Here is a 25,144-nt window from a genome sequence, read left to right on the forward strand (position 1 = left end):
TATGCTTGGCGCAATAATTGGGGACATTGTAGGTTCCCGTTTCGAGTGGAATAACCACAAGTCAAAGGACTTTGAGTTCCTCACCTACAAATGCTTTCCCACCGATGACAGTATTATGACTCTGGCTTTGGCGAAAGCCGTCCTCATAAGTAAACCTGACCACAGCAACCTGGCCGAAAATGCTGTGAAGCAAATGCAACTTATTGGGCGGCAGTACCCGAACTGTGGTTATGGTGGTGGATTCCTCAGGTGGATGCTCTCCGACCATCCGCATCCATACAACAGCTATGGCAACGGCGCGGCTATGCGAGTAAGTGCGGCAGGCTTTGCCGCCTCATCCCTGGACGAGGCAAAGAAAATGGCGGAGCACATCACTGCCGTTACACACAATCATCCAGAAGGACTCAAAGGTGCAGAAGCCACTGTGGTTGCCATCTTTATGGCCCGCCAAGGAAAAAGTATTCTGGAGATCCGCGACTACATGGATAAGCACTACTACCCAATGAACTTCACGCTGGATGGCATCCGGGATAGCTATCAGTTTAATGAGACCTGCCAGGAAACGGTTCCTCAGGCACTGATGGCCTTCTTCGAGTCCACCAGTTTTGAAGATGCCATCCGTAACGCCATTTCTATCGGTGGAGACAGCGACACTCTCGCTGCAATCACTGGCGGAATCGCCGAGGCATACTATGGCATTCCAGCCGGTATTCGCAAACACGCCCTGACCTTTCTGGACGAGAACCTTTTGAAGATTTTGGTGGATTTTGAAAATAAGTATCCTCCTATGATGGAGAAGATAATTGGAGACACCAATATTCCGCTTAAGCGTAAAGATGGGCAAAAAGTCAGGGGAGGAAACCGGGCAGCGATGATGGAGTCCGCAGTTGATGCCGCAGACGGTGATGCCCAGTCTGCGGAAACAAGTCCAGCGGAAATCACTAGCAGGCAACTCTTTAACCACCTGTACCAGTGTTGCAGTATCTTGCGCGGCCCTATCAATCAGGACGAATACAAGAGCTATGTGATTCCAATCCTATTTTTCAAGCGCATCTCTGATGTATACGACGAGGAGTACGCCGAGGCCCTTGCCTACTCCGGCGGAGATGAGGAATACGCTACTGCTGAAGACATGCACTTCTTCATTATTCCAGAGGGTTGTCACTGGAATGACGTGCGTCAGGTCACGCAAAATGTCGGCAAGGCTATTGTTGCAGCCATGACCGGTATTGAAAAAGCTAATCCTGAGACCTTATCAGATGTGTTCAGCAGTTTTGATGACGCAACCTGGACGGACAAGGGCAAATTGACCGATGAACGCCTGAAAAATCTGATTGAGCACATGTCCCTGATTTCCGTTGGAAATAAAAATTACTCCGCCGACGTAATGGGCGACAGCTACGAGTTCCTCATCCGGCAGTTCGCTGATGACTCCAAGAAAAACGCTGGCGAGTTTTACACCCCCCGTCCTATTGTCCGACTGATGGTTCGTCTATTAGACCCAAAGCCCGGAGACTCTGTGTATGATCCTGCGTGTGGAACCGGGGGTATGCTGATCGAGGCCATACGTCATATGCGTGGGGACCGGCTTGCGTATGGCAGGATTTTCGGCCAGGAGAACAACCTCTCCACTTCCGCTATTGCTCGGATGAACCTCTATCTGCACGGAGCCAAGGATGTTCAGATTATGCACGGCGATACACTGCGGGACCCAAAATTTCTGGAGAAACGGAAACTCAAAACCTTCACCTGTGTTCTGGCAAATCCTCCATTCGGTAAAGATAAGTGGGGTGCGGCGCAGTTCGAATCGGACCCCTTTGGGAGAAACTTCTGGGGCAACCCCAGCGATTCCAGCGCAGATTTCGCCTGGTTGCAGCACATGGTTAAATCCATGGACCCGGAAAACGGTCGATGCGCTGTGGTGCTCCCACAGGGAGTGCTCTTCCATTCAGGTAAGGAGGGCCAGATGCGTGAGAAGCTAATCCGCTCCGACAAACTGGAGGCGGTGATCACCTTGGCCAGCGGCGTTTTCTACAGCACCGGCGTTTCTGCCTGTATTCTCTTTCTGAACAACAAAAAGCAGCATAAACACAAAGGCCGGATTTGTTTGATTGATGGCGGAGAGGTGTTTACTGCAATGCGGGCGCAGAATATCTTGTCTGCTGAAAATGTCAATACTCTGTACAGCTATTATCAGGACTATCAAGACGTTATTGAGCGCGTTAAAATCATCTCTATTTCCGATGCAGAGCGGGGCGGCTTTGAGCTCATGCCCAAGAAGTACATCGAGCACAAAAAGCAGGAGGTCACCCCGCCGCACATTGTGCGGAGAAATTACATGATTGCGCTGGAAGCGGTAAGGGCGGCGGAAAGCAAGGTCAACAGACTGCTGATTGAGGGAGGTTATGTCCATGAGCAATAAGATTACTCAAAGCGAACTGGAAACCTACCTGTGGGGATCAGCGGTTCTCCTGCGAGATCATGTTGACGCCGGCTCCTATAAGCAATATATCTTTCCCCTCCTCTTTTTCAAGCGTCTGAACGATGTCTATAACGAGGAAACCGAAAAGGCAATCAAAGAGAATGGGCCGGAAGCGGCAGATTGGGAGGAAACGCACTCCTTTGTACTGCCAGAGGGAGCTCGCTGGAACGATGTGCGAAATGTTCCTCAGAATGTGGGTAAGGCTATTACCGCAGCATTCCGGACTATTGAGAATGCCAATGTTGATAAGCTAAAGGGTATTTTCGGCGACGGTACCTGGACAAACAAAAAGCGTCTGCCGGATCGTCTGTTGAAAGACCTGCTGGAGCATTTCAGCAGCAGAACGCTATCTCTTGAAAATTGCCCGGAGGACGAGCTCGGTCAGGGGTATGAGTTTCTGATCCGAAAGTTTGCTGATGACAGCGGTCATGGAGCTCAGGAATTTTATACGAATCGGACCGTGGTCCATCTGATGACTGAGATGCTCAAACCGGAACCGGGCGAATCCATCTATGATCCAACCTGCGGAACAGCCGGTATGCTGATTTCCGCGATAGCTTACTTAAAACAACACGGAAAAGAGTGGCGGAATGTATCCCTCTATGGACAGGAGTGGAATACCCTGACGACCGCCATTGCACGAATGAACCTGTTTCTTCACGGCATTGAGGATTTCCAGATCGCCAACGGTGATACTTTGCTCAACCCCGCCTTTGTGGAACGCCGCAAATTGAAAAAGTTCGATATGGTCGTGGCGAATCCACCCTACTCCATCAGTGACTGGAGCCGGAGCGCCTTTGAATCTGACCGGTATGGCCGCAATATTCTCGGTGTGCCTCCGCAGGGCCGAGCCGATTACGCATTTATTCAGCACATTCTCGTCAGCATGAATCAGGGTACTGGACGCTGCGCGATCCTCCTCCCTCACGGAGTGCTTTTCCGCAACGAGGAGAAGGAAATGCGCGAGAAGCTGGTGCGGTCGGATATGCTGGAGTGTGTGATCGGGCTTGGACCAAACCTGTTCTATAACTCACCCATGGAAGCTTGCATCATGATTTGCCGAACAGAGAAACCTGACGATCACAAGGGGCATATTCTTTTCATTAATGCAGTGAACGAGGTGACCCGCAAGAATGCGCACAGCTTTTTGGAGCCTCAGCACATCGAAAAGATTGCGGGTGCCTACGATGCTTTTAAATCGGATCATGATATAGCAAAAAAGGTTTCCATCCGAGACGTCGAGAAAAACGGATTCAATCTCAGCCTTCCGCTTTATGTGCGGCCGGAATCCAGCGACGGAAGCGAAGATTGTCGGACCATACAAGAGTGCTACGATGGTTGGAGGTCTTGCTCACGGTCTACAATATCCGCCTATCAAGAATTGACGGCGTTATTAGGGAAGGAGGCCAAGACTGATGAGTAGAGTGACCCTTGGCGATGTTGCCATCGAGCGCCGAGAAACACTGAAAGGGGCGAAGGCTGACTATCCTATTGTCGGCCTGGAGCATCTGATTCCAAGTCAAATCACGCTGACGGCTTGGGGCAATAGCTCAGACAACACCTTTTCAAAAGTGTTTCACAAAGGACAAGTCCTCTTCGGTCGCCGCCGAGCCTATTTGAAGAAAGCCGCTGTCGCACCTTTTGACGGCCTCTGCTCCAGTGACATTACGGTGATTGAGGCGAAGGCAAATCTGATTCTCCCGGAACTTCTGCCGTTTGTCATTCAAAACGACGCTTTTTTCGATTATGCCGTTGGCAAATCCGCTGGATCTCTGTCCCCCCGTGTAAAATGGGAGCACCTGAAGAAATATGAGTTTGAACTACCGGGTATGGACGAACAGCGAAAGCTGGCCGAACTTCTTTGGAGTATGGTGGAAGCGAAAGAGGCTTATCAGGAACTGCTCCGACAGACTGATGATTTGGTGAAAGCTCGATTTATCGAGATGTTTGGAGATGCGATCGAAAATGAAATGGGCTGGCCGCAAATGCCCCTCTGTAAGGTATTGGCCGAAGGTTGTACAGTAACCTATGGAATTGTTAAAACGGGAGATGATATTCCTAATGGAGTTCCTGTTTTTCGACCAGTAGACATTTCTCAAGGTCATGTTCCCGTTCGATCTGAGTTAAAGCGAACTAGTCAAAAAATATCTGACTGCTATCGAAGAACATTACTTCAAGGTGATGAACTTTTAATTACTGTCAGAGGTTCTATAGGAGAGACGTTCCAAATCAGTGATGAATTTGCTGGATGTAATGTTGCGAGAAACATTGTCCCTCTTCGCGCAAATCCACAACTTCTCAGTCAGGGCTTTTTAAAGGCAGTTCTTGATTCTGCCGCTTTCCAAAGAAGATTATCGGAGTTGACAAAAGGGGTTGCACTCAAGGGCATCAACATGAATGAATTTAAAATGTGCCCTGTGATTCTACCGCCGCTACCTCGCCAAGAGCAGTTCTTGACATTTCAGAGTCAAAGCGATAAATCGAAATTTGAATTAGGGCAGGCTGTGAAAACTCTGGGGGCCATCTACAACAAGATCATATCAGAAAACCTCAATTAAACGTTGAACGCCAAGCCAAGGGAGGAACGATTTATGCCCAATTTTAACGAAGGAAATACCACGGAGCGGATGATCCTTGATGTTCTCCAGAAAAACGGCTGGAGATATGTCGCGCCGGAGGATCTGCCACGCAATCCCTCCGATGTCATTGTAGAGCCCCTGTTCCGGGCTGTGCTGGCCCGGTTGAACCCGGAGATCACCGAGGACGAATCCCGCGCGGACACCGTCCTATACGATTTGCACCGCATCATCACGGCCACCAACGCGCAGAATCTCATCACGCAGAACGAGCTGTTCAAGCAGAAGGTGTTTGAGCAGAATACCTATCCCTTCGGCGAGGACGGCAGACAAGTCTCCATCGACTTTTTCGGCACTGAGATTAATGGAAAATCGGATCTGAATGACTATGTGGTCACAAACCACTGGTGCTTTCCCAAAACAAAAGCGGACGGCGGAAAAGAATTGGACATCGTCCTGCTGGTCAATGGCATCCCCGTGGCGGTTGGTGAGATGAAAACCCCGGTTCGGGCCGCTATCACTTGGCTGGACGGAGCAAAGGACATCAGCGATTACGAAGAGAGCATTCCACAGATGTTTACGGCGAATATCTTCAACTTTGCCACAGAGGGCAAGTGCTATCGTTACGGCGCAATCGGAATGCCCATTGCCAAATGGGGACCTTGGCACACCACCGATGACAAGTCCGACGGCAGCTTGGCGGCGGTGCATACCAGCGTGACGGACATGCTCACTCCCTATAAGGTGATGGACCTGTTCCAGTTTTTTACGCTGTTCGCTACTGACAGCAAGTATCGCAAGTACAAGGTTATCGCCCGTTACCAGCAGTACGAGGGCGCGAACATGATCGTGGACCGTGTCCGGGCGGGCTACCCCAAGCAGGGCCTGATTTGGCACTTCCAAGGCTCTGGTAAGTCTTACCTGATGGAGTTTGCCGCCGTCAAGCTGCGTATGCTCCCTGATTTGAAAAATCCAACTGTTATCATCGTAGATGACCGTTTGGATCTGGAGTCTCAGATCACGGCACAGTTCCACGCCTCCGATGTGGGGAACCTTGAATCCGCTGCCAGCCGTGATCAGCTCATGACCATGCTTCGCCAGGATATTCGGAAGATTATCATCACTACTATCTTCCGCTTCCAGGAGGTCACCGGAGAACTCAGCCAGCGTGACAACATCATCGTGATGGTGGATGAATGCCACCGGACACAGGAGGGTGACTTGGGCATCAAAATGCGCTTGGCCTTGCCCAATGCCTTCTTCTTTGGCCTGACTGGCACTCCCATCAACCGCATTGACAAGAACACCTTTGCCACCTTTGGAGCCACTGAAGATCGGAGCGGTTACATGAGCAAGTACAGCTTCTCCGATTCTATCCGTGACCGCGCCACACTGCCTCTGAACTTTGAACCGGTGCCTATCGACCTCCGCGTGGATCGGGAGACCATGGACCGAGAGTTTGATGTGCTGACTGCAGGCTTGTCCGACGTGGAGCGGGCCGAACTCTCCAAGCGGGTCAATATGCAGGCGATCATGTATGATCGGAAACGCATCCATAAGGTCTGTGCACATATTGCAAAGCACTTCACCGAAAAAATCCGTCCCAATGGCTATAAGGCTCAGGTGGTTGTGTATGACCGCCCGTGCTGCCTGATGTATAAGGAGGAGCTGGACAAGCTCTTGGGCGCACAGTGTTCTACTATTGTGATGGACACAAATGATGATAAAGCAGACAAATACAAACCCTATCGCCGGACCAAAGATGAAGAAGCGAAGGTGCTGGACCGCTTCCGCGATCCCAGTGACCCGCTAGAGATTGTCATCGTAACAGCCAAGCTGCTTACCGGCTTTGATGCGCCTATCCTCCAGGTTATGTATCTGGATAAGCCCATGAAGGATCATACGCTCCTCCAGGCTATCTGCCGCACCAACCGCACCTACGATGAAGGCAAGACCTTCGGGCTGATTGTGGACTATATTGGGATCTTCGATAATGTCGCCAAGGCACTGAACTTTGACGAAACCAGCATGAAGAAGATTGTTACAAATATCGAAGAAGTCAAGAAGCGTTTTCCTGCGCTCCTGCGGAAATGTCTTAGTTTCTTTATGGGTGTTGACCGAACCGTTGAAGGTTGGGAGGGGTTGATGGCAGCGCAGGAGTGCTTGCCTACCAGCAAGGAAAAGGACGAGTTCGCAGCAGATTACCAGGTGCTCAACCGCGCCTGGAATGGGCTGTCTCCTGATCCGTTTCTGACGACATTCCAGCCGGACTATGTGTGGTTGACAAAAGTATATGAGTCAGTCCGCCCGACTAACGGCAGTGGTGGTTTAATTTGGGCCGCGCTCGGCAATAAGACAATGGAAATCGTGCACTCAAACCTGGAGGTTGGCGCAGTTCATGATGATGTGGATATTCTCTCACTGAGTGCCGACTTGATTGATGATTTCATTGAAAGCCACAGGGACATCAACCCTACCACGAAACGTGTGGAAATCGACTTAGTTGCACGCATCCAGAAGCACGCAGATGACCCCAAATTTAAAATGCTTGGGGAAAAACTGGAAGAGTTGCGTAACCGTCATGAGCAGGGCTTAATCAACAGCATCGAGTTTTTGAAGATGCTGCTACAACTCGCCAAGGAAGCTGCCCAGGCAGAGAAAGAAGTTGTGCCGGAGGACGAGGTAGATAAGGGTAAAGCCGCTCTGACAGAGCTTTTCAACGGTGTGCGCAATGAGTGCACCCCAGTTATTGTTGAGCGCATTGTTGCGGACATCGATGATATTGTGAAAATTGTCCGATTTGACGGCTGGCAGAACACCACTGGAGGTCGGCAAGAGGTAAAAAAGGCTTTGCGCAGCGTCGTGTGGGTGAAATACAAAATCAAGGACAAAGAAGTGTTTGATAAGGCGTATGCCTATGTCGAGCAGTATTATTAAGCTATGGAATGGGGTGCTGGTGAATGGGTTATCCCGACTTCAAAACATACATCCAGGACAAACATAGCAGTCTCCTTCAAGACGAAATTGCAATATATGTAAAGAATTGCCACGACGGAATTGGTTTCCATTCATACAGCGTACTTTCGGTTTGTGAGGAGACTGTCGACAATGTAGAAGTTCATTCTGTTAAATGTCACGAAGGACTTGGCGATTTAATCACAATGGATGTTAATGTCGCTGCAGACATTATAACCAAAGGTCTAGGGGAGAAACCATATGAGGCTGATAGGAAACGCCGTTTATTCATTGTTCATCTAACCGGCGAGTTGCGCAATGGCCTCCATGATGTTCGATCCACCGGCACCGAAGAATATCATAATTATGCATTCAAGCCGGAGGGAGCATTAGATGCCTATCTACTTCCTTACATTTCTACAGATCAGCTTGAAAAAATTGCAGACGATTTCTTTGAGATATACTGCTTTGACGCGGTGTATGTGGACTATATGCTTCCTGTTGACCACATTATGAGGGAGCTGAAAATGTGCATCTACGAATCTCCTTTACCTGATAACGTCTTTGGACGGGTCTATTTCAGAGAAGCCAAAGGAACACGATTCGTCAAGTTTCATCCTTATATGCCGGAAGCAGAAATTGATACTGAAATTCACCCTGGTACAATCGTCATTAATCGGAAACATTTTTTCCTCGGGAGCATAGGAAGTCCACTTAATACGATAGCACATGAACTTATTCATTGGGAGTTGCACCAGAGATTTTTTGAACTTTTGGCGCTTTTGAGCGATAGTTCCGATGCGCTGTCTTGCAATGCAGACCCTCCCATGTCTGACAGCCATCTCAATGGTCTGCAAAAAGCAATTTGGTGGGCGGAGTGGCAAGCAAATTCATTGGCCCCCAGAATACTTATGCCCCGTTGCCTTTTTATGTCAGTTTTGATGCAGGTCTATGCGGAGAAGTATGAAACAACTGTCTATCACTGTTTTGCCGAGATTATGGAAAGGACCATCGAATGTGTAGCTGAACTATTTGGAGTTTCAAAACTGTCCGCAAAAATAAGAGCGATGCAACTTGGAGTTACAGAAGCAGAAGGTGTATGCCTGTTCATCAATGGCGACTATCATCCGCCGTTCACTTTCCGTAGAAACGCTTTAGCTCCAAAGCAGACCTTTATTCTTGATCGTACCAACTATGAGCAGTTGATGAGTGAAAACACTGAGTTTTTTGAATTGATCAACAGTGGACAATTTGTTTACACGGGCTGTGTTGTTTGTATCAACGATCCATTATATATTGAAAAAAATCGATTCTCTCAGCGATCGGACTATGAACTAACTATCTACGCAAGGGAAAATGTCAATGAGTGCTGTCTTGCCTTTGATCGGACCTTTTGCCAAGATGACTCTCTCGATAAGGACTTCTATGGTCTCTGCTACCTGTCTAAAGAGCTAAATGCCGCATCACATACAAAAACAACTCCTACGCATGACTTACAAAATCAGGACCGTAAGACTCGAGCTGCTGAAGCGAAAAAGCTCCGAGATGAAGGGAATAGCATAATGGCTATGTTGCGTAGCTTACCGACAGGATTTCCAGAAACACTTGATAGTCATATCAAAATGGCAAAGAAACATGATGGTCGGAAAATGACAAACCTTGAGCTTTCCAAAATAACCGGACTTTCTGAGGATTACATTGCCTCTCTGCGAAAAGATCCCGGATTGAATGTTACCCTAGAAACTGTATGCTCCCTATGCATAGCGCTTCATTTACTTCCTTGTTTTAGTAAGGACTTGATTCGAAAATCAAGAAATCAGTTTCCTCAGACTGGAGATGGTTACTTAATGTTGGCACTGATTGAAGATCATTATACAGATTCCTTGGATGCCATAAATGAAGTCCTCCAGGATGCGAAATTAAAGCCTTGGGGGAAAACTGTAAAGTAAAATTTTGCGAAGCCGAACTGTGACTCCAGGAAAACAACAAGATAAAGCCACTTGCCCCACCATTGAAGATGATTATTCTTCAGTAGTGGGGCCTTTTTTTGTGCACAAAAAACGAAGTGTGAGTCCAGATAATCTACATTTCCATTATGTAAAATGCGAGGTGTGAAGCAAGTGGAACCGTTGTTAGCCCTTTTGCTTCCGCCGTTGTATACTGCATCATCTGATCACTGGTGGCTCATCAGGCTACAGCGGACAATTAGAATATAGTTTAAGGCTTCCTTAATGAGCGTGGAAGCCGCAACCGGAACGGATGTATCTGTTCGGGGCTGCGGCGTTATTTTCACGCTTCTTTCAGTGCAGTTCCTCCGTTTCGGGTCATCGAAACGGAGGATTTTATGATTATTCGCTACAAATTTTCCACCGGCGAGGTCACGGAGGTCGAGGTGTCAGATGAGATCGGTGCCGTGATTACCGCCAGCCGCAAGGCCGAACACGCGCTGGAGGAGCGCAACCGCTACCACTGCTATTCTCTTGATGCCATCGACTACGAGGGACTTGAGTATGGCGAATGCGATGAATATCCCATCGAGGACGATTCCGCAGAACAGACGGAACGCATCAAAGCCGCTTTCGGTCAACTCACTGAGACCCAGCAGCGCCGCCTTTGTTTATATGCGGACGGCAAGACTCTGCGGGAGATTGCTGCATTGGAGAAAACCAAATTCCAGTCGGTGGCCGAATCCATCGAAGCCGCCAAGAAAAAGTTTTTGAAAAATTACCGTCCAGCACCCTGACAAACCCCTCTTCTTTTCTGGGTACACCGGAAGGCAGCACAAAACAAATCGCCTTTCGGAAAGGACAACCAAGAATGAAACACAGCCTTAACATCAGTGTTTCCAAGAAACCGCCGGAGGGCGGCATCGTGCAATGCCGGAATGTATCTCTGCGGGAAAAGCTGCTCACTCGGCTGCTGGGGCGGCAGGAGAAGGTGATGATCCTAGTTCCCGGCAACAGCGTGGAATCGGTGTGCATCACCGAGGTGCCGGAGGGAGGTGCGGCCTGTGAGTAGGATCAAGCTGTTCCTCGATGTGGTCGAGGATATGCGCTCCCTGGCGGACAGCCTCCAGGCTGTGGCTACCGCCCTGGGCCAGAACGCCCCGGAAGATGCCGACGCTCCCAATCTGGCTCCGGCAGCGCCCCCTGCCCCGGCTCCTGCCGACCTGCCGCCCAAGGCCATCACGCTGGAGGAGGTCCGGGCGGTGCTGGCGGAGCGCAGCCACGATGGGTACACCGACCAGGTGCGGGGCCTGCTCCAGAAGTACGGGGCCGAGAAACTCAGCGGCGTGGACCCCAAACACTACGCCGCTCTGATGAAGGATGCGGAGGTGCTGGGCCATGCCACCTAACAGCCACGCCATCCTCTCCGCCTCCAGCTCTCACCGCTGGATGAACTGTACACCCTCCGCCCGTCTGGAGCGGGAGTTCGCCGACCGGGAGACGGAGGCCGCTGCCGAAGGCACCGCCGCCCACGCCCTCTGCGAACACAAGCTCCGCCGCGCTCTGAAGATGCGCTCCCGCAAGCCGGTCTCCAAGTACGACTGCGATGAGATGGACGCATACACGGACGGCTATGTGGAGTTCGTGCTGGAGCAGCTCACCCAGGCCAAGCTGGAGTGCGCCGACCCGCTGGTCCTCATCGAGCAGCGGCTGGACTTCTCCTGCTGGGTCCCGGAGGGCTTCGGAACCGGGGACTGCCTCATCGTGGCGGACAAGCTGCTACACATCATCGACTTTAAGTATGGTCAGGGTGTGCTGGTAGAGGCCGAGGAGAACCCCCAGATGATGCTGTATGCCTTGGGCGCTCTCCGGCTGTTCGACTCCCTCTATGACATCACCGAGGTGAGCATGAGCATCTACCAGCCCCGCCGGGAGAATGTGTCCACCTGGACGATCTCGGTGGACGAGCTGAACGCCTGGGCGGAGAACACCCTCAAGCCAAAGGCGGAGCTGGCCCACAAGGGCGAGGGCGAGTATCTCCCCGGCTCCTGGTGCCAGTTCTGCAAGGCGGCGGTGAAGTGCCGCGCCCGCGCCGAGGAGAAGCTCCAGCTTGCCCAGTTCGAGTTCGCCCCGCCGCCGCTCCTCTCGGATGGGGAGATCGAAGACATCCTCGCCAAGCTGGATGACCTCACCAAGTGGGCCAGCGAGATTCAAGCCTATGCCCAGGATGCCGCCATCAACCACGGAAAGGTGTGGCAGGGCTTCAAGCTGGTGGCCACCCGTACCAATCGCCGCTACACAGACGAGGAGGCGGTGGTTCAGGCTGCCAAGGATGCCGGGTACACCGATATCTTCCGAAAGAGCCTCATCCCCATCACCGAGATGGAGAAGTTGATGTCCAAGAAGGAGTTCAACCGCATCCTCGGCGCTCTGGTGGAGAAGCCCCTGGGCCGTCCCACCCTCGTTCCTGTTACCGACAAACGCCCCGCCCTGACCAAGACCGGCGCGGGCGATGATTTCACTGAATTTAAGGAGGACTAATCCATGCCCACTCAGAAATCCAACACCAAAGTGGTCACCGGCATCGTCCGGCTGTCCTACGCCAATGTCTGGGAGCCTGCCTCCATCAACGGCAGCAACCCCAAGTACAGTGTGTCTCTCATCATCCCCAAGAGCGACACCAAGACCATCGCCGCCATCAACGCCGCCGTGGATGCCGCCATCAAGGACGGTGTGGCGAAGTTCGGCGGGAAGGTGCCGCCCAAGGGCGCTCTGAAGCTGCCCCTCCGGGACGGCGATGCCGAGCGGGATGACGAGGCGTACAAGGGAGCCTACTTCGTCAACGCCAACAGCACCACCGCGCCCCAGATCGTGGACCGGGCTGTCCAGCCCATCCTGGACCGGGCCGAGGTCTACTCCGGCTGCTACGCCCGCGTATCCATCAACTTCTACGCCTTCAACACCAATGGCAACAAGGGTATCGCCTGCGGCCTGGGCAACATCCAGAAGGTCCGGGACGGGGAGCCGCTCAGTGGCCGCACCTCCGCCGCTGACGATTTCGCCACCGATCTGGACGATGACTTCCTGTCCTGAGAAAGCGAGGTAGATGACAATGACTTCACTCTACGAATTTGCCAAGCAGGTGGACGTGCTGGTGGTTTTCTTTCTCATCTACGGCTTTACCGTGAGCATGATCTCCTCTGCCATCGTTAGTTTCATCCGCTGGTGCGGGAAGAAGTGGACGGCACACAAGGAAAAGAGGAAAGCTGCCTCTAAAACCAATGACTAAAGCGGCCATGCGCTATGGGTGGCGGAGCTTCGGCTCCGCTGCCCCTTGGCGTAGGAAGGGGGTAGCATGAAAACTTTATCCATTGACATTGAGACCTACTCCGACGCTCTGCTGAAAAAGTGCGGTGTGTACCGCTACTGTGAGGATTGCAGTTTTGAAATCCTGCTGTTCGGCTACTCGGTGGACGGCGGTTCCGTCCAAGTGGTGGACTTCACCGCTGGGGAGCAGCTCCCCGCCGAAGTGCTGTCAGTCCTCACTGACCCCACCGTGACCAAGTGGGCCTTCAACGCCCAATTCGAGCGTGTATGCCTGTCCCGCTGGCTGGGTATGCCCGTGGGTGAATATCTGGACCCGACCTCCTGGCGTTGCACGATGGTGTGGGCCGCGACCCTGGGCCTCCCCCTCTCGCTGGAGGGTGTGGGTGCTGTCCTCGGCTTGGAGAAGCAGAAACTGAAGGAGGGCAAAGGCCTCGTCCGCTACTTCTGCACACCCGCCAAGGGCCGGGACGGCAATCCATACCGCCACCACCCGGAGGATGCCCCAGAGAAGTGGGCGCGGTTCAAAGCCTACAACCTCCGGGATGTGGAAACGGAGATGTCTATCCAGCAGAAGCTGTCCCGGTTCCCGGTGCCGGAGAATATCTGGGACGAGTACCATCTCGACCAGGAGATCAACGACCGAGGTATCGGTGTGGATATGGAGCTGGTGCGGCAGGCCATCGGCATGGATGCCCGTACAAACGAGAAACTGACCGCCCAAATGCGGCGGCTGACCTCTCTTTCAAATCCCAACTCCGTCCAGCAGATGAAGCAGTGGTTGATAGACCACGGGCTGGAGATGGACAGCCTCGGCAAAAAGGAGGTCGCCGCCCTGCTGAAAACCGCTCCCGTCCCGCTCTCGGAGGTGCTGCTCCTGCGGCAGCAGTTAGCCAAATCCAGCGTGAAGAAATACACGGCGATGGAAACAGCGGTCTGCCCAGATGGGCGGGCCAGAGGGATGTTCCAGTTCTACGGGGCCAACCGCACCGGGCGCTGGGCGGGGCGCATCATCCAGCTTCAAAATTTGCCCCAAAACCATCTCCCCGATTTGGCAGAGGCCCGCTCGGTGGTGCGCTCCGGGGACCTTGCCGCCGTGGAAATGCTCTACGAGGATGTGCCGGACACCCTGTCCCAGCTTATCCGCACAGCCTTTGTGCCGCAGGACGGCAGAAAGCTCATCGTGTCCGACTTCTCAGCAATCGAGGCGCGTGTCATCGCCTGGTTCGCTGGGGAGCAATGGCGGCAGGAGGTGTTCGCCCAGGGCGGCGACATCTACTGTGCATCCGCCTCCCAGATGTTCCACGTCCCTGTGGAGAAGCATGGCCGGAACGCCCATCTGCGACAGAAGGGCAAGATTGCGGAGCTGGCCTTGGGCTATGGCGGCAGCGTGGGGGCGCTGAAAGCGATGGGCGCACTTGAAATGGGTGTGTCGGAAGATGAGCTGAAACCGCTGGTAGATGCTTGGCGGGCCTCCAATCTCCATATCGTTCAATTCTGGTGGGACGTGGATCGGGAAGTCAAGCGGTGCGTAAAGGAACGGTGTGCTACGGAAACACATGGCCTCCGCTTTGCCTACCAGAGCGGATTCCTGTTCATCACCCTTCCCTCCGGCAGACGGCTGGCCTATGTGAAGCCAAAGATCGGCGAGAACCGCTTTGGCGGCGAGTCCGTCACCTATGAGGGCGTGGGTGGTACGAAGAAGTGGGAACGGCTGGAAAGTTATGGGCCAAAATTCGTGGAAAACTGCGTCCAAGCCACTGCTAGAGACATCCTCATGTACGCCATGCAGACGCTGCGGTGCTGCTCCGTAGTGGCCCATGTCCATGACGAGCTTATCATCGAGTGCGACCGCAGGGTCGCTCTCTCCGCTGTGTGTGAGCAGATGGGCCGGACGCCACCTTGGGCCAAGGGCCTACTGCTCCGGGCGGACGGCTACGAGTGCGATTTTTACAAAAAGGATTAAGGAGGACTTTGGAATGTTTTATGTGAAGGAAAAACTCAGTGATTCTGCTGAGATCAACATTGAAATCCACGATGAAAATGTGTTCTGCCGCTGTCCCAAGTGCGGCTGTGAGATGCCGGTCGATCTGGCGGAAATCCTGTCCGATGGTGTGGACGACCTGTTCGGTACAGCGGTCTGCTGTGCCGAGTGCAGCAAGGAGGCCCGGAATGGCCAGTAAGCGCAATTCCGAGGGCTACTTCGACCCCACCGCATACGCGGCCCTTACCAAGATCGAACGGGAGGCCAAGACCCACGCTTTTCGGCCTATGGTATACATCTGCTCCCCGCTTTCCGGGAACATCGCCGCCAACCAGAAGAATGCCCGCCGCTACTGCCGGTTTGCCGTGGACAGCGGCTGTATCCCTCTGGCTCCGCATCTCTACTTCCCGCAGTTCATGGATGACGGCGATGGGGCCGAGCGGAACCTCGCTCTGTTTATGGACATCGTGCTGCTGTCCAAATGCGACCAACTGTGGGCATTCGGAGAGCGGGTGTCCAAGGGCATGAGTATGGAGATTGAGAAGGCCAAGCGAAAGGGCCAGCCTATCCGCTGGTTCGATTCCAACTGTAAGGAGGTATTCCAATGAGCCAGCCGTTCACCCTTTACCGCTCGGACAGTCTGGGCCGCGCGTCCAACTGTATGTACCCCCATGCCGTGGAGGTAACGGATTCCGCCTCTCTCGCCGCCGCCGTCAGCTTTGACTATGTGGCGGTGGAATACAAAAACGGCTACCGCAACAATGCCAACTTCATCAAGACCAACTGCCTGATGCTGGACTGCGACAACGACCATTCCGAGGACCCCGCCGCCTGGATCACACCCCAAGCGCTGACCGACTCCCTTCTGGATGTCGCCTTCGCCGTTCACTACAGCCGGAGCAACGGCAAGGTGAAGAACGGCAAAGCGGCGCGGCCCAAGTTCCATGTGTTCTTCCCCATCCCGGAGCAGACCGACCCCGCAGCCTACAGCGACATGAAGAAACAGCTCCAGGCCGAGTTTCCCTTCTTTGACTCCAACGCCCTGGATGCGGCCCGTTTCTTCTTCGGTACCCCAAACCCGGAGGTGGAGTTCTTTGACGGCAGCCTCACCATCGCCGACTTCCTGGGCGGCACTGCTTTTGAGGACTTGGAGATGCCGGTGGGCGCTATCATCCCAGAGGGCCACCGCAACTCCCATCTCTCCCACTTTGCCGGACGTGTTCTCAAGCGGCTGGGCGATACCCAGGAGGCCCATGATGCTTTTCTCGCGGAAGCCGCCAAGTGCGACCCGCCGCTGGAGGACGCGGAGCTGACTTCCATCTGGCGCAGTGCCCTTCGGTTCAACCGCCGCGTCCAGCAGCAGGAGGGCTACATCCCCCCGGAGAAATACAATGTGGATTTCCACTATTGCCCGGACGATTTCACCGATGTGGGGCAGGCCAAAGTCCTCACCCGTGTGTCTGGCGGGGAACTGCGCTACTCTCCCGCCACCGACTATATCTGCTACAACGGCACCTATTGGGAGGAGTCCAAGCATGGGGCGCAGGCCGTGGCCCAGAAGCTGACTGCCAATCAACTGGAGGAGGCCACCGCCGCCGCCGAGGATGCCTGGGCTGTTCTGACCAAAAACGGTGCCGCCGAGATGCTCGCCGCCATGAGCAAGAAAAAGGCGGAGTCCATGCTCACCAAAGAGCAGGCTGTTTCCTATGCCAAGTACAAAAAGGCGGCGGAGTACAAAGCCTTCGCTCTGGACCGACGCGGCTCCCGGAACATCACCAACACACTGAAGGAGGCCCGCCCCATGCTGGCCATCACGCCGAAGGAGCTGGATGCCGACTGCTACCTCCTGTGTACCCCGGATGCCACCTATGATCTGCGTCAAGGGATGGCGGGACGGATGGAGCATCGCCCTGGCGACTTCATGACCAAGGTGACCTCGGTGTCCCCCGGCGATAAGGGGGCCGGCCTGTGGCAGAAACAGCTTGACCTCCTGTTCGGCGGTGACCGGGAGCTGATGGACTATGTGCAGCTTGTGGCGGGGACTGCCTGCATCGGGAAGGTGTTCATCGAGCAGATGATCATCGCCTACGGCTGCGGGGCCAACGGCAAATCCACCTTCTGGAATACGCTGGCCCGTGTGCTGGGGACCTACAGCGGCAATGTGTCCTCGGACGCTTTGACCGTGGGCAACCGCCGCAACATCAAGCCGGAGATGGCGGAGCTGAAGGGCAAGCGGCTGGTGATTGCCGCCGAGCTGGAGGAAGGCACCCGGCTGAACACCGCTACGGTAAAACAGATGTGTTCCACCGACGAGGTCTATGCCGAGAAGAAGTACAAGGACCCTTTCAGCTTTGTCCCCAGCCATACCCTGGTGCTGTACACCAACCATCTGCCCAAGGTGGGGGCCATTGACGCCGGTACCTGGCGGAGACTCATTGTGGTGCCGTTCAACGCCCGGATCACCAGGAGCGGCGACATCAAGAACTATGCCGAATACCTCTACGAGAACGCAGGACCCGCCATCCTCGCTTGGATGATCGAGGGAGCCAAGCGCGTCATCGACATGGGGTTCCATATCGCCCTGCCCCCGGTGGTGGAGGCTGCTATCGCCAAGTATCGGGAGGAGAACGACTGGCTCACCCACTTTGTGACCGACAACTGTGAGGTTGGTGTCGGCTACACTGCGCGTTCTGGAGCGGTGTACCAAGCATATCGCTCCTACTGCGCCGATACCGGGGAGTTTTTCCGCAGTACTGCGGAGTTCTACGCCGCGCTGGAAATGGCGGGGTATGGGCGCAAGCGCACCCGCGATGCCAACCTTATCACTGGCCTGCGGATGCGCACCCGTGAGTTCTCCTCCGCACAGGAGCAGTTTGACGATTTCCTGCAATAGCACAAACCGGGCGGGTGTGGAGGTCGTGGCAGTCAATTCTCTAAAATACTTATAGGCTTATTTTTTCAGCCTATAGAAAAGTAAAGTAAAAGACTTCCATGACCTCCACACCACAAGAAATACACTTCTGGAGGAACTATGATAGCAGAAAAAACGATCGAGCGCAAGCTCGTGCAGGCAGTTCATCTGATGGGCGGGCTGGCTTTGAAGTTCGTAAGTCCAGGGTTCGACGGGGTACCCGACCGAGTTGTATTGCTCCCTGGTGGAAAGGTGGCTTTTGTGGAATTGAAAGCCCCTGGAAAGAAGATGCGTCCGCTGCAGGTAAGGCGAAAAAATCAAATCGAAGCTCTGGGCTTTTTGGTGTACTGCATCGACAGGCCGGAGCAGATCGGAGGCGTCCTTAATGAAATACAGTCCTCATGAATACCAGACCTATGCGACCAATTTCCTCCTGATGCACCCCGCCTCCGCCATCTTCCTCGATTGCGGTCTTGGCAAGAGTGTCATCACCCTCACCGCCCTGTTCGACCTGTGTCTGGACAGCTTTCTGGTGCGGAAGGTGCTGGTCATTGCCCCGCTCCGGGTGGCGAGGGACACCTGGCCCTCTGAGCTACGGAAGTGGGACCACCTCCGGGGCTTGTCCTGGTCGCTGGCGGTGGGGAGCGAAATCGAGCGGAAGGCGGCGCTGCACCAGCGGGCTTTCGTGTACATCATCAACCGGGAGAACGTCCAATGGCTCATCGAGGACAGCGGACTTCCCTTCGACTACGACATGGTGGTGGTGGACGAGCTGTCCTCCTTCAAGTCCTACCAGGCAAAACGGTTCCGCTCCCTGCTGAAAGTCCGCCCTGGCGTCAAACGGATCGTGGGTCTGACCGGCACACCCTCCAGCAACGGCCTGATGGACCTATGGGCGGAGTTCCGCCTCTTGGACATGGGTCAGCGGCTGGGTCGGTACATCACCCACTACCGCGCCCGGTACTTCCAGCCGGACAAGCGGAATGGTCAGGTGGTGTTCTCCTACAAGCCCCTTCACGGCGCGGAGGAGGCCATCTACGAGAAGATTTCCGATATCACCATCTCCATGCGGGCCACCGACCACCTCCAGATGCCTGAGTGTGTGTTCAACGAGGTGCGGGTGGTTCTCTCCGAGCGGGAGCGGCAGACCTACGACACCATGCGCTCTGAGCTGGTGGTTTCCCTCGGCGGCGAGGAAGTGGACGCCGGGAACGCGGCAGCTCTGGGAAATAAGCTCTCCCAGATGGCAAATGGGGCTGTCTACGGTGAGGACAAGCGTGTGTTCCCCATCCACGACCGCAAACTGGACGCGCTGGAGGACCTTATCGAAGCCACCAACGGAAAGCCAGTGCTGGTGGCCTACTGGTTCCAGCATGACCGCGAGCGAATCGAAAAGCGGCTTCACAAACTCCACATCCCGTTTTCTCCGTTGGACACATCGGAGAGCATCGAACGGTGGAATCGCGGGGAGCTGCCCGTGGCCCTCATCCACCCCGCCTCTGCCGGACATGGGCTGAACCTCCAAGCCGGAGGTTCCACTCTGGTCTGGTTCGGGCTGACCTGGTCGCTGGAACTGTATCAGCAGGCCAACGCCCGCCTGTGGCGGCAGGGCCAGACGGACACAGTGGTTATCCACCACATCATCGCCGCCGACACCATTGACGAGCGAATCATGTCCGCTCTGAGCAAGAAAGAAAAAACACAGTCCGCATTGATTGATGCGGTGAAAGCAAATCTGGAGGCGCCCATATGAATCCTTGCGAAAGACTGGCAAATGCCATTGTTTTGAGGGCGGTCGAGGATTATCGGGACGCACTGAAACGGCTGGCTGGCTTTCCCCATGACCGTGACAGCAATAGAACCAAAGCGGAGGTAGAGCGTTTTTTCCGCTCCGGCTGGTTTTCGGCTTTGACCTCTCTCGACTCGGAAATGCTGATTGAAAAACTTACAATGGAGGTGTCTGCATGACAGCAAAGCAGTTTTTGAAACAAGCTCGCTACCTGGACGAGCGCATCAACACCAAAATCGCCCAGGTGTCCTCCCTGCACGATCTGGCTACCAAAGCGACCGCCACACTGAGCGATATGCCCGGAAGCCCCACCAGGAACACCCACCGCATGGAGGATATCATTATCAAAATCCTTATGCTGGAAAATGAGATCAACAGCGACATCGACCATCTGGTGGATTTGAAAGAGAACATCCTCGCGGTCATCAAGGCTGTGGACGATGAGGAGTGCCGCCTCCTTCTGGAGAAACGGTATCTCAACTTCGAGTCCTGGGAGGATATTGCCGCAGAGATGTGTACCGGCATCGACAACATCTACCGGCTGCACAGCAAGGCTCTGAAAAAAACGGCCATCCCGGAATCTTTACAGTAAAATACAGAGAAATACAGTTAGCGTTTCTGCTATCATTAGACTTGGAACAGAATAAAGGACAGCCATCGTAGGAGCAATCCTGCGGTGGCTGCCGTTGTATCTTGACTGTTTCAAAAAGGAGGGTCACCCTTGCGAGTGACCCTCCTTGGCGGTTATCTATTGTACAGATAGTTTGTCCATTCAATTACATCTTCGAAAGACATATTAAAACGGACTCCAGTTTCAGAAACAGGAAATGATGAGCAAGCAATCATGTACCTACACTGAGTATGTTTGCACCAGTAGCCCGCTCTTGATTTGTACAGCGTATAACCAGCCTTGCTTAATGCGTGCTTGAGTTTCAACTCAATGGCAGTTTTAGTCATGGACTTCACCCCGAAATAAAAATATTTCCGAGCCAAGCCATGCCTTGCGGTACCATGCCTTGAATTACCATGCCGTGCAAAGCCGTGCCACACTACGCCATGCCATACCACGCATTAGTTAGCATTATACCATATTCTACCCCAGAATTCAAGGAAAGAAATTGAGGTGAACACCATGCCAAAGACGCCCAAGCGTCCCTGCGGTTTCCCCGGCTGTCCCAACCTGACCGATGGACGGTTCTGCGAGGAACACGCCAAACAGGAGAACCGCCGCTACGAACGCTACCAGCGGGACCCCGCCACCAAGCGGCGCTACGGCAGAGCGTGGCAGCGCATCCGTGACCGATACGCCGCCGCCCACCCCTTCTGCGAGGAGTGCTACAAACGCGGCGTCCTCACCCCTACCGAGGAGATCCACCACATCGTTCCGCTGTCCCACGGCGGCACCCATGCGGAGGACAATCTCATGGCGCTATGCAAACCATGCCACTCCCGCATCACGGTGGAGATGGGCGACCGCTGGCCGCAGAACAAGGAGTACACCTACTGACCCCAGGGGCGGGTCAAATCTCTACAGCCCTGCCCCGTGGGGAACGGCGCGGGGTCATTTGCGCAAAATCGCGGTTTCAAAGGGGGTATATACCCCACGCCAGAACGGAGGTGGTTTTCATGGCGAAGGACGGCACCAACCGGGGCGGCGCTCGTGTGGGCGCTGGGGCCAAGAAAAAGCCCCTGGCGGACAAGATCGCCGAGGGCAATCCCGGCAGGCGGCGGCTGACCGTCACCGACTTCGACAGCGCCGCCGATCTGGAGGGCCAGCCTATGCCCAAGCCCTCCGCCATGCTCTCCGCTACCCAAAAGGACGGCAAGCCGCTCATCGCCGCCGAAATCTACGAGGCCACCTGGAACTGGTTGGCCCAGCGCAGGTGTGCCTCGTTGGTGTCCCCGCAGCTCCTGGAGCGGTACGCCATGAGCGTGGCCCGGTGGATTCAGTGCGAGGAGGCCATCACCGAGTACGGTTTCCTCGCCAAGCACCCTACCACCGGCAACGCCATCCAAAGCCCCTATGTGGCCATGAGCCAGAATTTCATGTCCCAGACCAACCGGCTGTGGATGGAGATTTACCAGATCGTCAAAGAGAACTGCGCCGGGGAGTACGGCGGAGCTACGCCCCAGGACGATGTCATGGAGCGGCTGCTCCAGGCCCGGAAGGGCAAGATTTGAGAAAGGAGTCCAGCATGGTGATTGAGAGGAAACACACGGCGGATTTGATTCCCGCCGACTATAACCCCCGGAAGGACCTCAAGCCAGGGGACGCTGAATATGAAAAGCTGAAACGCTCAATCGAGCAGTTCGGCTATGTGGAGCCGGTGATCTGGAACAAGACCACTGGCTTTGTCGTGGGCGGACATCAGCGGCTGAAGGTGCTGCTGGATATGGGCATCACCGAGGTAGAGTGCGTGGTGGTGGAGATGGACGCCGAGAAGGAAAAGGCGCTGAACATCGCCCTCAACAAAATCTCCGGCGAGTGGGATAAGGACAAGCTGGCCCTGCTCATCGCCGACCTCCAGGGAGCCGATTTCGATGTGTCCCTCACCGGCTTTGAGCCTGCGGAGATCGATTCGCTGTTCAAGGATGCCCAGCAGAGCAAGGTCAAGGATGATGATTTCGATGTGGAGGCCGAGTTGAAGGCCCCGGTCATCACCAAGGCCGGGGATGTGTGGACGCTGGGTCGGCACCGGCTGGTCTGCGGCGACAGCACCAAGCCAGAGACTTTCGCTCTGCTGATGGGCGACCGCAAGGCCAATCTGGTCATCACCGACCCGCCTTACAATGTAAACTACGAGGGCAGCGCCGGGAAGATCAAAAACGACAACATGGCGAACGATGCCTTCTACCAGTTCCTCCTGGCAGCGTTCCAAAACACCGAGGCGGCGATGGCGGATGACGCCAGCATCTATGTGTTCCACGCCGACACCGAGGGTCTGAACTTCCGCCGCGCCTTTGTGGAGGCCGGGTTCCGGCTGCCCGGGACGTGTATTTGGAAGAAGCAGTCCCTGGTGCTGGGCCGCTCTCCCTACCAGTGGCAGCACGAGCCGATCCTGTTCGGCTGGAAGAAGAAGGGCAAGCACCAGTGGTACACCGGGCGGAAGGAATCCACCATCTGGGAGTTCGACAAGCCCAAGAAGAACGGCGACCACCCCACCATGAAGCCGATCCCGCTGCTGGCCTACCCCATCATGAACTCCAGCATGAGCAACACCCTGGTGCTGGACCCCTTCGGCGGCTCCGGCTCCACGCTGATCGCCTGTGAGCAGACCGACCGCTCCTGCTGCACCATCGAGTTGGACGAGAAGTTCTGCGATGTGATCGTCAAGCGGTACATCGAGCAGGTCGGCTCCGCCGATGGCGTTTCTGTTCAGCGGGACGGACTGGCCTGCACCTATGACGAGCTGACGGGCGAGGATGCCTCACAGTTTTGATGGAGGGGCAGAGTGACACATATCGCAGTTATTGACGCGGACCTCATCGGTCGAAAGCGGTACCGCTTTCCAAACCTGGCCTGCATGAAGCTATCTGGCTATTGGATAGACCAAGGGGCTGATGTGGTTCTTAAAACTGACTTCTCCGACCTCACCGAGTTCGACCAGGTGTTTCTTTCAAAAGTTTTCACCGATACGCCAGTGCCGGATGATGTACTGTCCCTGCCGAATGTCCAGCATGGCGGGACAGGCTTCTTCTATGACAAAGCCACACCCTTGCCGGATGAGGTCGAACACCATATGCCCGACTACCATCTGTACGACCTTTGGGTGGAGCGGCAGCTCTTGGCAGGGGGAGAAGCGCGAGATTTCATCTACTACACCGATTGTTCTATCGGATTCCTAACTCGCGGCTGCTTCCGCAAATGCAGTTTCTGCGTGAACCAGAATTACGACCGTGTGTTTGCCCACAGCCCTCTCTCTGAGTTCTTCGATCCAGAAAGGCCAAAAATCTGTCTCTTGGATGACAACTTTTTTGGCTACCCCAACTGGAAGAATCTCCTGGCAGAGCTTCAGCAGACACAGCGGCCCTTCCAATTCAAGCAGGGCCTGGACGAGCAGCTACTGACGGATGAAAAATGTGCAGCACTGTTTTCAAGCCGGTATGACGGCGACTATATTTTCGCTTTCGATGATGCTGCTGATGCTACGCTTATCGAGCAGAAACTGCGTCTGGCCCGGAAGTACACCAATGCTGTTCTGAAGTTCTACTGCTTCTGTGGCTATGACCGGGACGGAGTCTGGGACTCCGATTTCTGGAAAAGGGATATCTTCGAGTTGCTGCTTCGGATTGAAATTCTGATGCGCTACAGGTGCCTGCCGTATGTAATGCGGTATACTCGATATTCCGAAAGCCCATATCGGGGAATGTATATCACCTTGGCCCGGTGGTGCAATCAGCCCAGCTTTTTCAAAAAGAAAAGTCTCTGGGAGTTTGCCGAGAGCAACGGGCGAAACAGCGCCTGCTTCCGCTATGTTGATGAGTTCGCCACACAGTTTCCAGAGGTGCTACCTTTTTATGCGCTGAAATTTGAGTAGGAGGCATTGTGTGGTCTACACAATTATCCGGTCAGTAATTTGTCGCAGTCAGGGTGAGAAACAACTTGCTATATCCGCCGGATAGAGCGAATATGTGACTACCAAAAAACAAGGGGGTTTCCACCATGACCATCAACTACAACGTGACCGGCACCGAGCGCAAACGCCTCGCCGACTACATTTCCGGCTTCATGGGTACGGACAAAAAGTACCTGGGCGCACCTACCTTCGCCTATCAGATCGGCTACATCACCGTCAGCAAGGACGGCGCGGTCAGCTTCGATGACCGGGGCTACAACAGCGATATCGACGCGCTGATGGCGGAACTGGAGGGCCAGGGGTTCCACACCGAGGACGCTATCACCAAAGCTGACGGCGGTGACGCCGCCGAGCCGGAGGCCACCAGCGGCGGGGATGCCGCCCAGCCGGACGGGGCCAGCACCGGGCCGGAGGCCGCTTCCACCGAGGATGAGGCCACCGATCCCAGCGGCTACGGCCTGACGGTCAGCATCCCCGCCGATATTACTCCTCCGCCGAAAGATAGGAAAGAAGCGGATGGAGGAAAAAACGAATAACCCGAGAGGGATTATGCTGGAGCCGACGCATAAATGAATGAATGTTATGAGAGATATCCTGCGC

General features: G+C 54.5%; 24 protein-coding genes. All 24 read left to right on the forward strand.

Annotated elements, in window-relative coordinates:
* Window position 1: 1 nt before the first annotated feature.
* The 24 genes from U8U68_RS09385 to U8U68_RS09500 all read left to right on the forward strand — a co-directional run bounded on the left by U8U68_RS09385 (window position 2) and on the right by U8U68_RS09500 (window position 25,080).
* Window positions 2-2,422, forward strand: a complete 2,421-nt coding sequence (locus U8U68_RS09385; protein WP_322200552.1) for an N-6 DNA methylase — start codon at window positions 2-4, stop codon at window positions 2,420-2,422.
* A complete protein-coding gene (locus U8U68_RS09390) occupies window positions 2,412-3,905 on the forward strand; it encodes a type I restriction-modification system subunit M (protein WP_322200553.1) in 1,494 nt (497 codons plus the stop codon). The genes U8U68_RS09385 and U8U68_RS09390 overlap by 11 nt, the downstream gene beginning before the upstream one ends.
* The gene (locus U8U68_RS09395) at window positions 3,898-5,040 is read left to right on the forward strand and encodes a restriction endonuclease subunit S (protein ID WP_322200554.1); all 1,143 of its coding nucleotides are present in this window, start codon (window positions 3,898-3,900) and stop codon (window positions 5,038-5,040) included. Before U8U68_RS09390 ends, U8U68_RS09395 begins: the two co-directional genes overlap by 8 nt.
* Window positions 5,041-5,073: 33 nt before the next feature.
* On the forward strand, window positions 5,074-7,995 hold the full coding sequence (locus U8U68_RS09400; RefSeq protein WP_322200555.1) for a type I restriction endonuclease subunit R: 2,922 nt from the start codon (window positions 5,074-5,076) through the stop codon (window positions 7,993-7,995).
* Between the two features lie 23 nt (window positions 7,996-8,018).
* Window positions 8,019-9,962, forward strand: coding sequence for a hypothetical protein (locus U8U68_RS09405; protein ID WP_322200556.1), 1,944 nt, complete (start codon window positions 8,019-8,021; stop codon window positions 9,960-9,962).
* Window positions 9,963-10,357: 395 nt separating this feature from the next.
* On the forward strand, window positions 10,358-10,756 hold the full coding sequence (locus U8U68_RS09410; protein WP_322200557.1) for a hypothetical protein: 399 nt from the start codon (window positions 10,358-10,360) through the stop codon (window positions 10,754-10,756).
* A gap of 74 nt (window positions 10,757-10,830) precedes the next feature.
* Window positions 10,831-11,031: a hypothetical protein gene (locus U8U68_RS09415; protein ID WP_322200558.1), complete on the forward strand. Its 201-nt coding sequence runs from the start codon at window positions 10,831-10,833 to the stop codon at window positions 11,029-11,031.
* On the forward strand, window positions 11,024-11,368 hold the full coding sequence (locus U8U68_RS09420; protein WP_322200559.1) for an rRNA biogenesis protein rrp5: 345 nt from the start codon (window positions 11,024-11,026) through the stop codon (window positions 11,366-11,368). The genes U8U68_RS09415 and U8U68_RS09420 overlap by 8 nt, the downstream gene beginning before the upstream one ends.
* Complete coding sequence (locus U8U68_RS09425; protein ID WP_322200560.1) at window positions 11,358-12,500, forward strand: DUF2800 domain-containing protein; 1,143 nt, start codon at window positions 11,358-11,360, stop codon at window positions 12,498-12,500. Before U8U68_RS09420 ends, U8U68_RS09425 begins: the two co-directional genes overlap by 11 nt.
* A 3-nt stretch (window positions 12,501-12,503) precedes the next feature.
* On the forward strand, window positions 12,504-13,052 hold the full coding sequence (locus U8U68_RS09430; protein ID WP_322200561.1) for a DUF2815 family protein: 549 nt from the start codon (window positions 12,504-12,506) through the stop codon (window positions 13,050-13,052).
* A gap of 13 nt (window positions 13,053-13,065) precedes the next feature.
* A complete protein-coding gene (locus U8U68_RS09435) occupies window positions 13,066-13,248 on the forward strand; it encodes a hypothetical protein (protein WP_322200562.1) in 183 nt (60 codons plus the stop codon).
* Window positions 13,249-13,314: 66 nt separating this feature from the next.
* Window positions 13,315-15,249: a DNA polymerase gene (locus U8U68_RS09440; RefSeq protein WP_322200563.1), complete on the forward strand. Its 1,935-nt coding sequence runs from the start codon at window positions 13,315-13,317 to the stop codon at window positions 15,247-15,249.
* A gap of 13 nt (window positions 15,250-15,262) precedes the next feature.
* Complete coding sequence (locus U8U68_RS09445; RefSeq protein ID WP_322200564.1) at window positions 15,263-15,466, forward strand: hypothetical protein; 204 nt, start codon at window positions 15,263-15,265, stop codon at window positions 15,464-15,466.
* On the forward strand, window positions 15,456-15,875 hold the full coding sequence (locus tag U8U68_RS09450; RefSeq protein WP_322200565.1) for a DUF7768 domain-containing protein: 420 nt from the start codon (window positions 15,456-15,458) through the stop codon (window positions 15,873-15,875). The genes U8U68_RS09445 and U8U68_RS09450 overlap by 11 nt, the downstream gene beginning before the upstream one ends.
* The gene (locus U8U68_RS09455; protein ID WP_322200566.1) at window positions 15,872-18,160 is read left to right on the forward strand and encodes a phage/plasmid primase, P4 family; all 2,289 of its coding nucleotides are present in this window, start codon (window positions 15,872-15,874) and stop codon (window positions 18,158-18,160) included. Before U8U68_RS09450 ends, U8U68_RS09455 begins: the two co-directional genes overlap by 4 nt.
* 141 nt (window positions 18,161-18,301) lie before the next feature.
* Window positions 18,302-18,583, forward strand: coding sequence for a VRR-NUC domain-containing protein (locus U8U68_RS09460; protein WP_322200577.1), 282 nt, complete (start codon window positions 18,302-18,304; stop codon window positions 18,581-18,583).
* On the forward strand, window positions 18,564-19,931 hold the full coding sequence (locus U8U68_RS09465; protein WP_322200567.1) for an SNF2-related protein: 1,368 nt from the start codon (window positions 18,564-18,566) through the stop codon (window positions 19,929-19,931). Before U8U68_RS09460 ends, U8U68_RS09465 begins: the two co-directional genes overlap by 20 nt.
* Window positions 19,928-20,146: a hypothetical protein gene (locus U8U68_RS09470; protein ID WP_322200568.1), complete on the forward strand. Its 219-nt coding sequence runs from the start codon at window positions 19,928-19,930 to the stop codon at window positions 20,144-20,146. The genes U8U68_RS09465 and U8U68_RS09470 overlap by 4 nt, the downstream gene beginning before the upstream one ends.
* On the forward strand, window positions 20,143-20,559 hold the full coding sequence (locus U8U68_RS09475; protein ID WP_322200569.1) for an ArpU family phage packaging/lysis transcriptional regulator: 417 nt from the start codon (window positions 20,143-20,145) through the stop codon (window positions 20,557-20,559). Before U8U68_RS09470 ends, U8U68_RS09475 begins: the two co-directional genes overlap by 4 nt.
* Window positions 20,560-21,099: 540 nt before the next feature.
* Entirely contained in the window at window positions 21,100-21,474 is a 375-nt protein-coding gene (locus U8U68_RS09480) for an HNH endonuclease (RefSeq protein WP_322200570.1), read from the forward strand.
* 119 nt (window positions 21,475-21,593) lie between these two features.
* Window positions 21,594-22,148 (forward strand): P27 family phage terminase small subunit, encoded by a 555-nt coding sequence (locus U8U68_RS09485; RefSeq protein ID WP_322200571.1) that lies wholly within the window; start codon window positions 21,594-21,596, stop codon window positions 22,146-22,148.
* A gap of 14 nt (window positions 22,149-22,162) precedes the next feature.
* On the forward strand, window positions 22,163-23,407 hold the full coding sequence (locus tag U8U68_RS09490; protein WP_322200572.1) for a site-specific DNA-methyltransferase: 1,245 nt from the start codon (window positions 22,163-22,165) through the stop codon (window positions 23,405-23,407).
* A 12-nt stretch (window positions 23,408-23,419) separates the two neighbouring features.
* Window positions 23,420-24,505 carry a hypothetical protein gene (locus tag U8U68_RS09495; protein WP_322200573.1) on the forward strand — a complete coding sequence of 362 codons (1,086 nt, stop codon included), beginning with the start codon at window positions 23,420-23,422 and terminating at the stop codon, window positions 24,503-24,505.
* 125 nt (window positions 24,506-24,630) lie between these two features.
* A complete protein-coding gene (locus U8U68_RS09500; protein ID WP_322200574.1) occupies window positions 24,631-25,080 on the forward strand; it encodes a hypothetical protein in 450 nt (149 codons plus the stop codon).
* The last annotated feature ends 64 nt before the right edge of the window (window positions 25,081-25,144 follow it).

Origin of the sequence: Acutalibacter intestini (assembly GCF_034334985.1) — a bacterium.
GTDB lineage: Bacteria > Bacillota > Clostridia > Oscillospirales > Acutalibacteraceae > Acutalibacter > Acutalibacter intestini.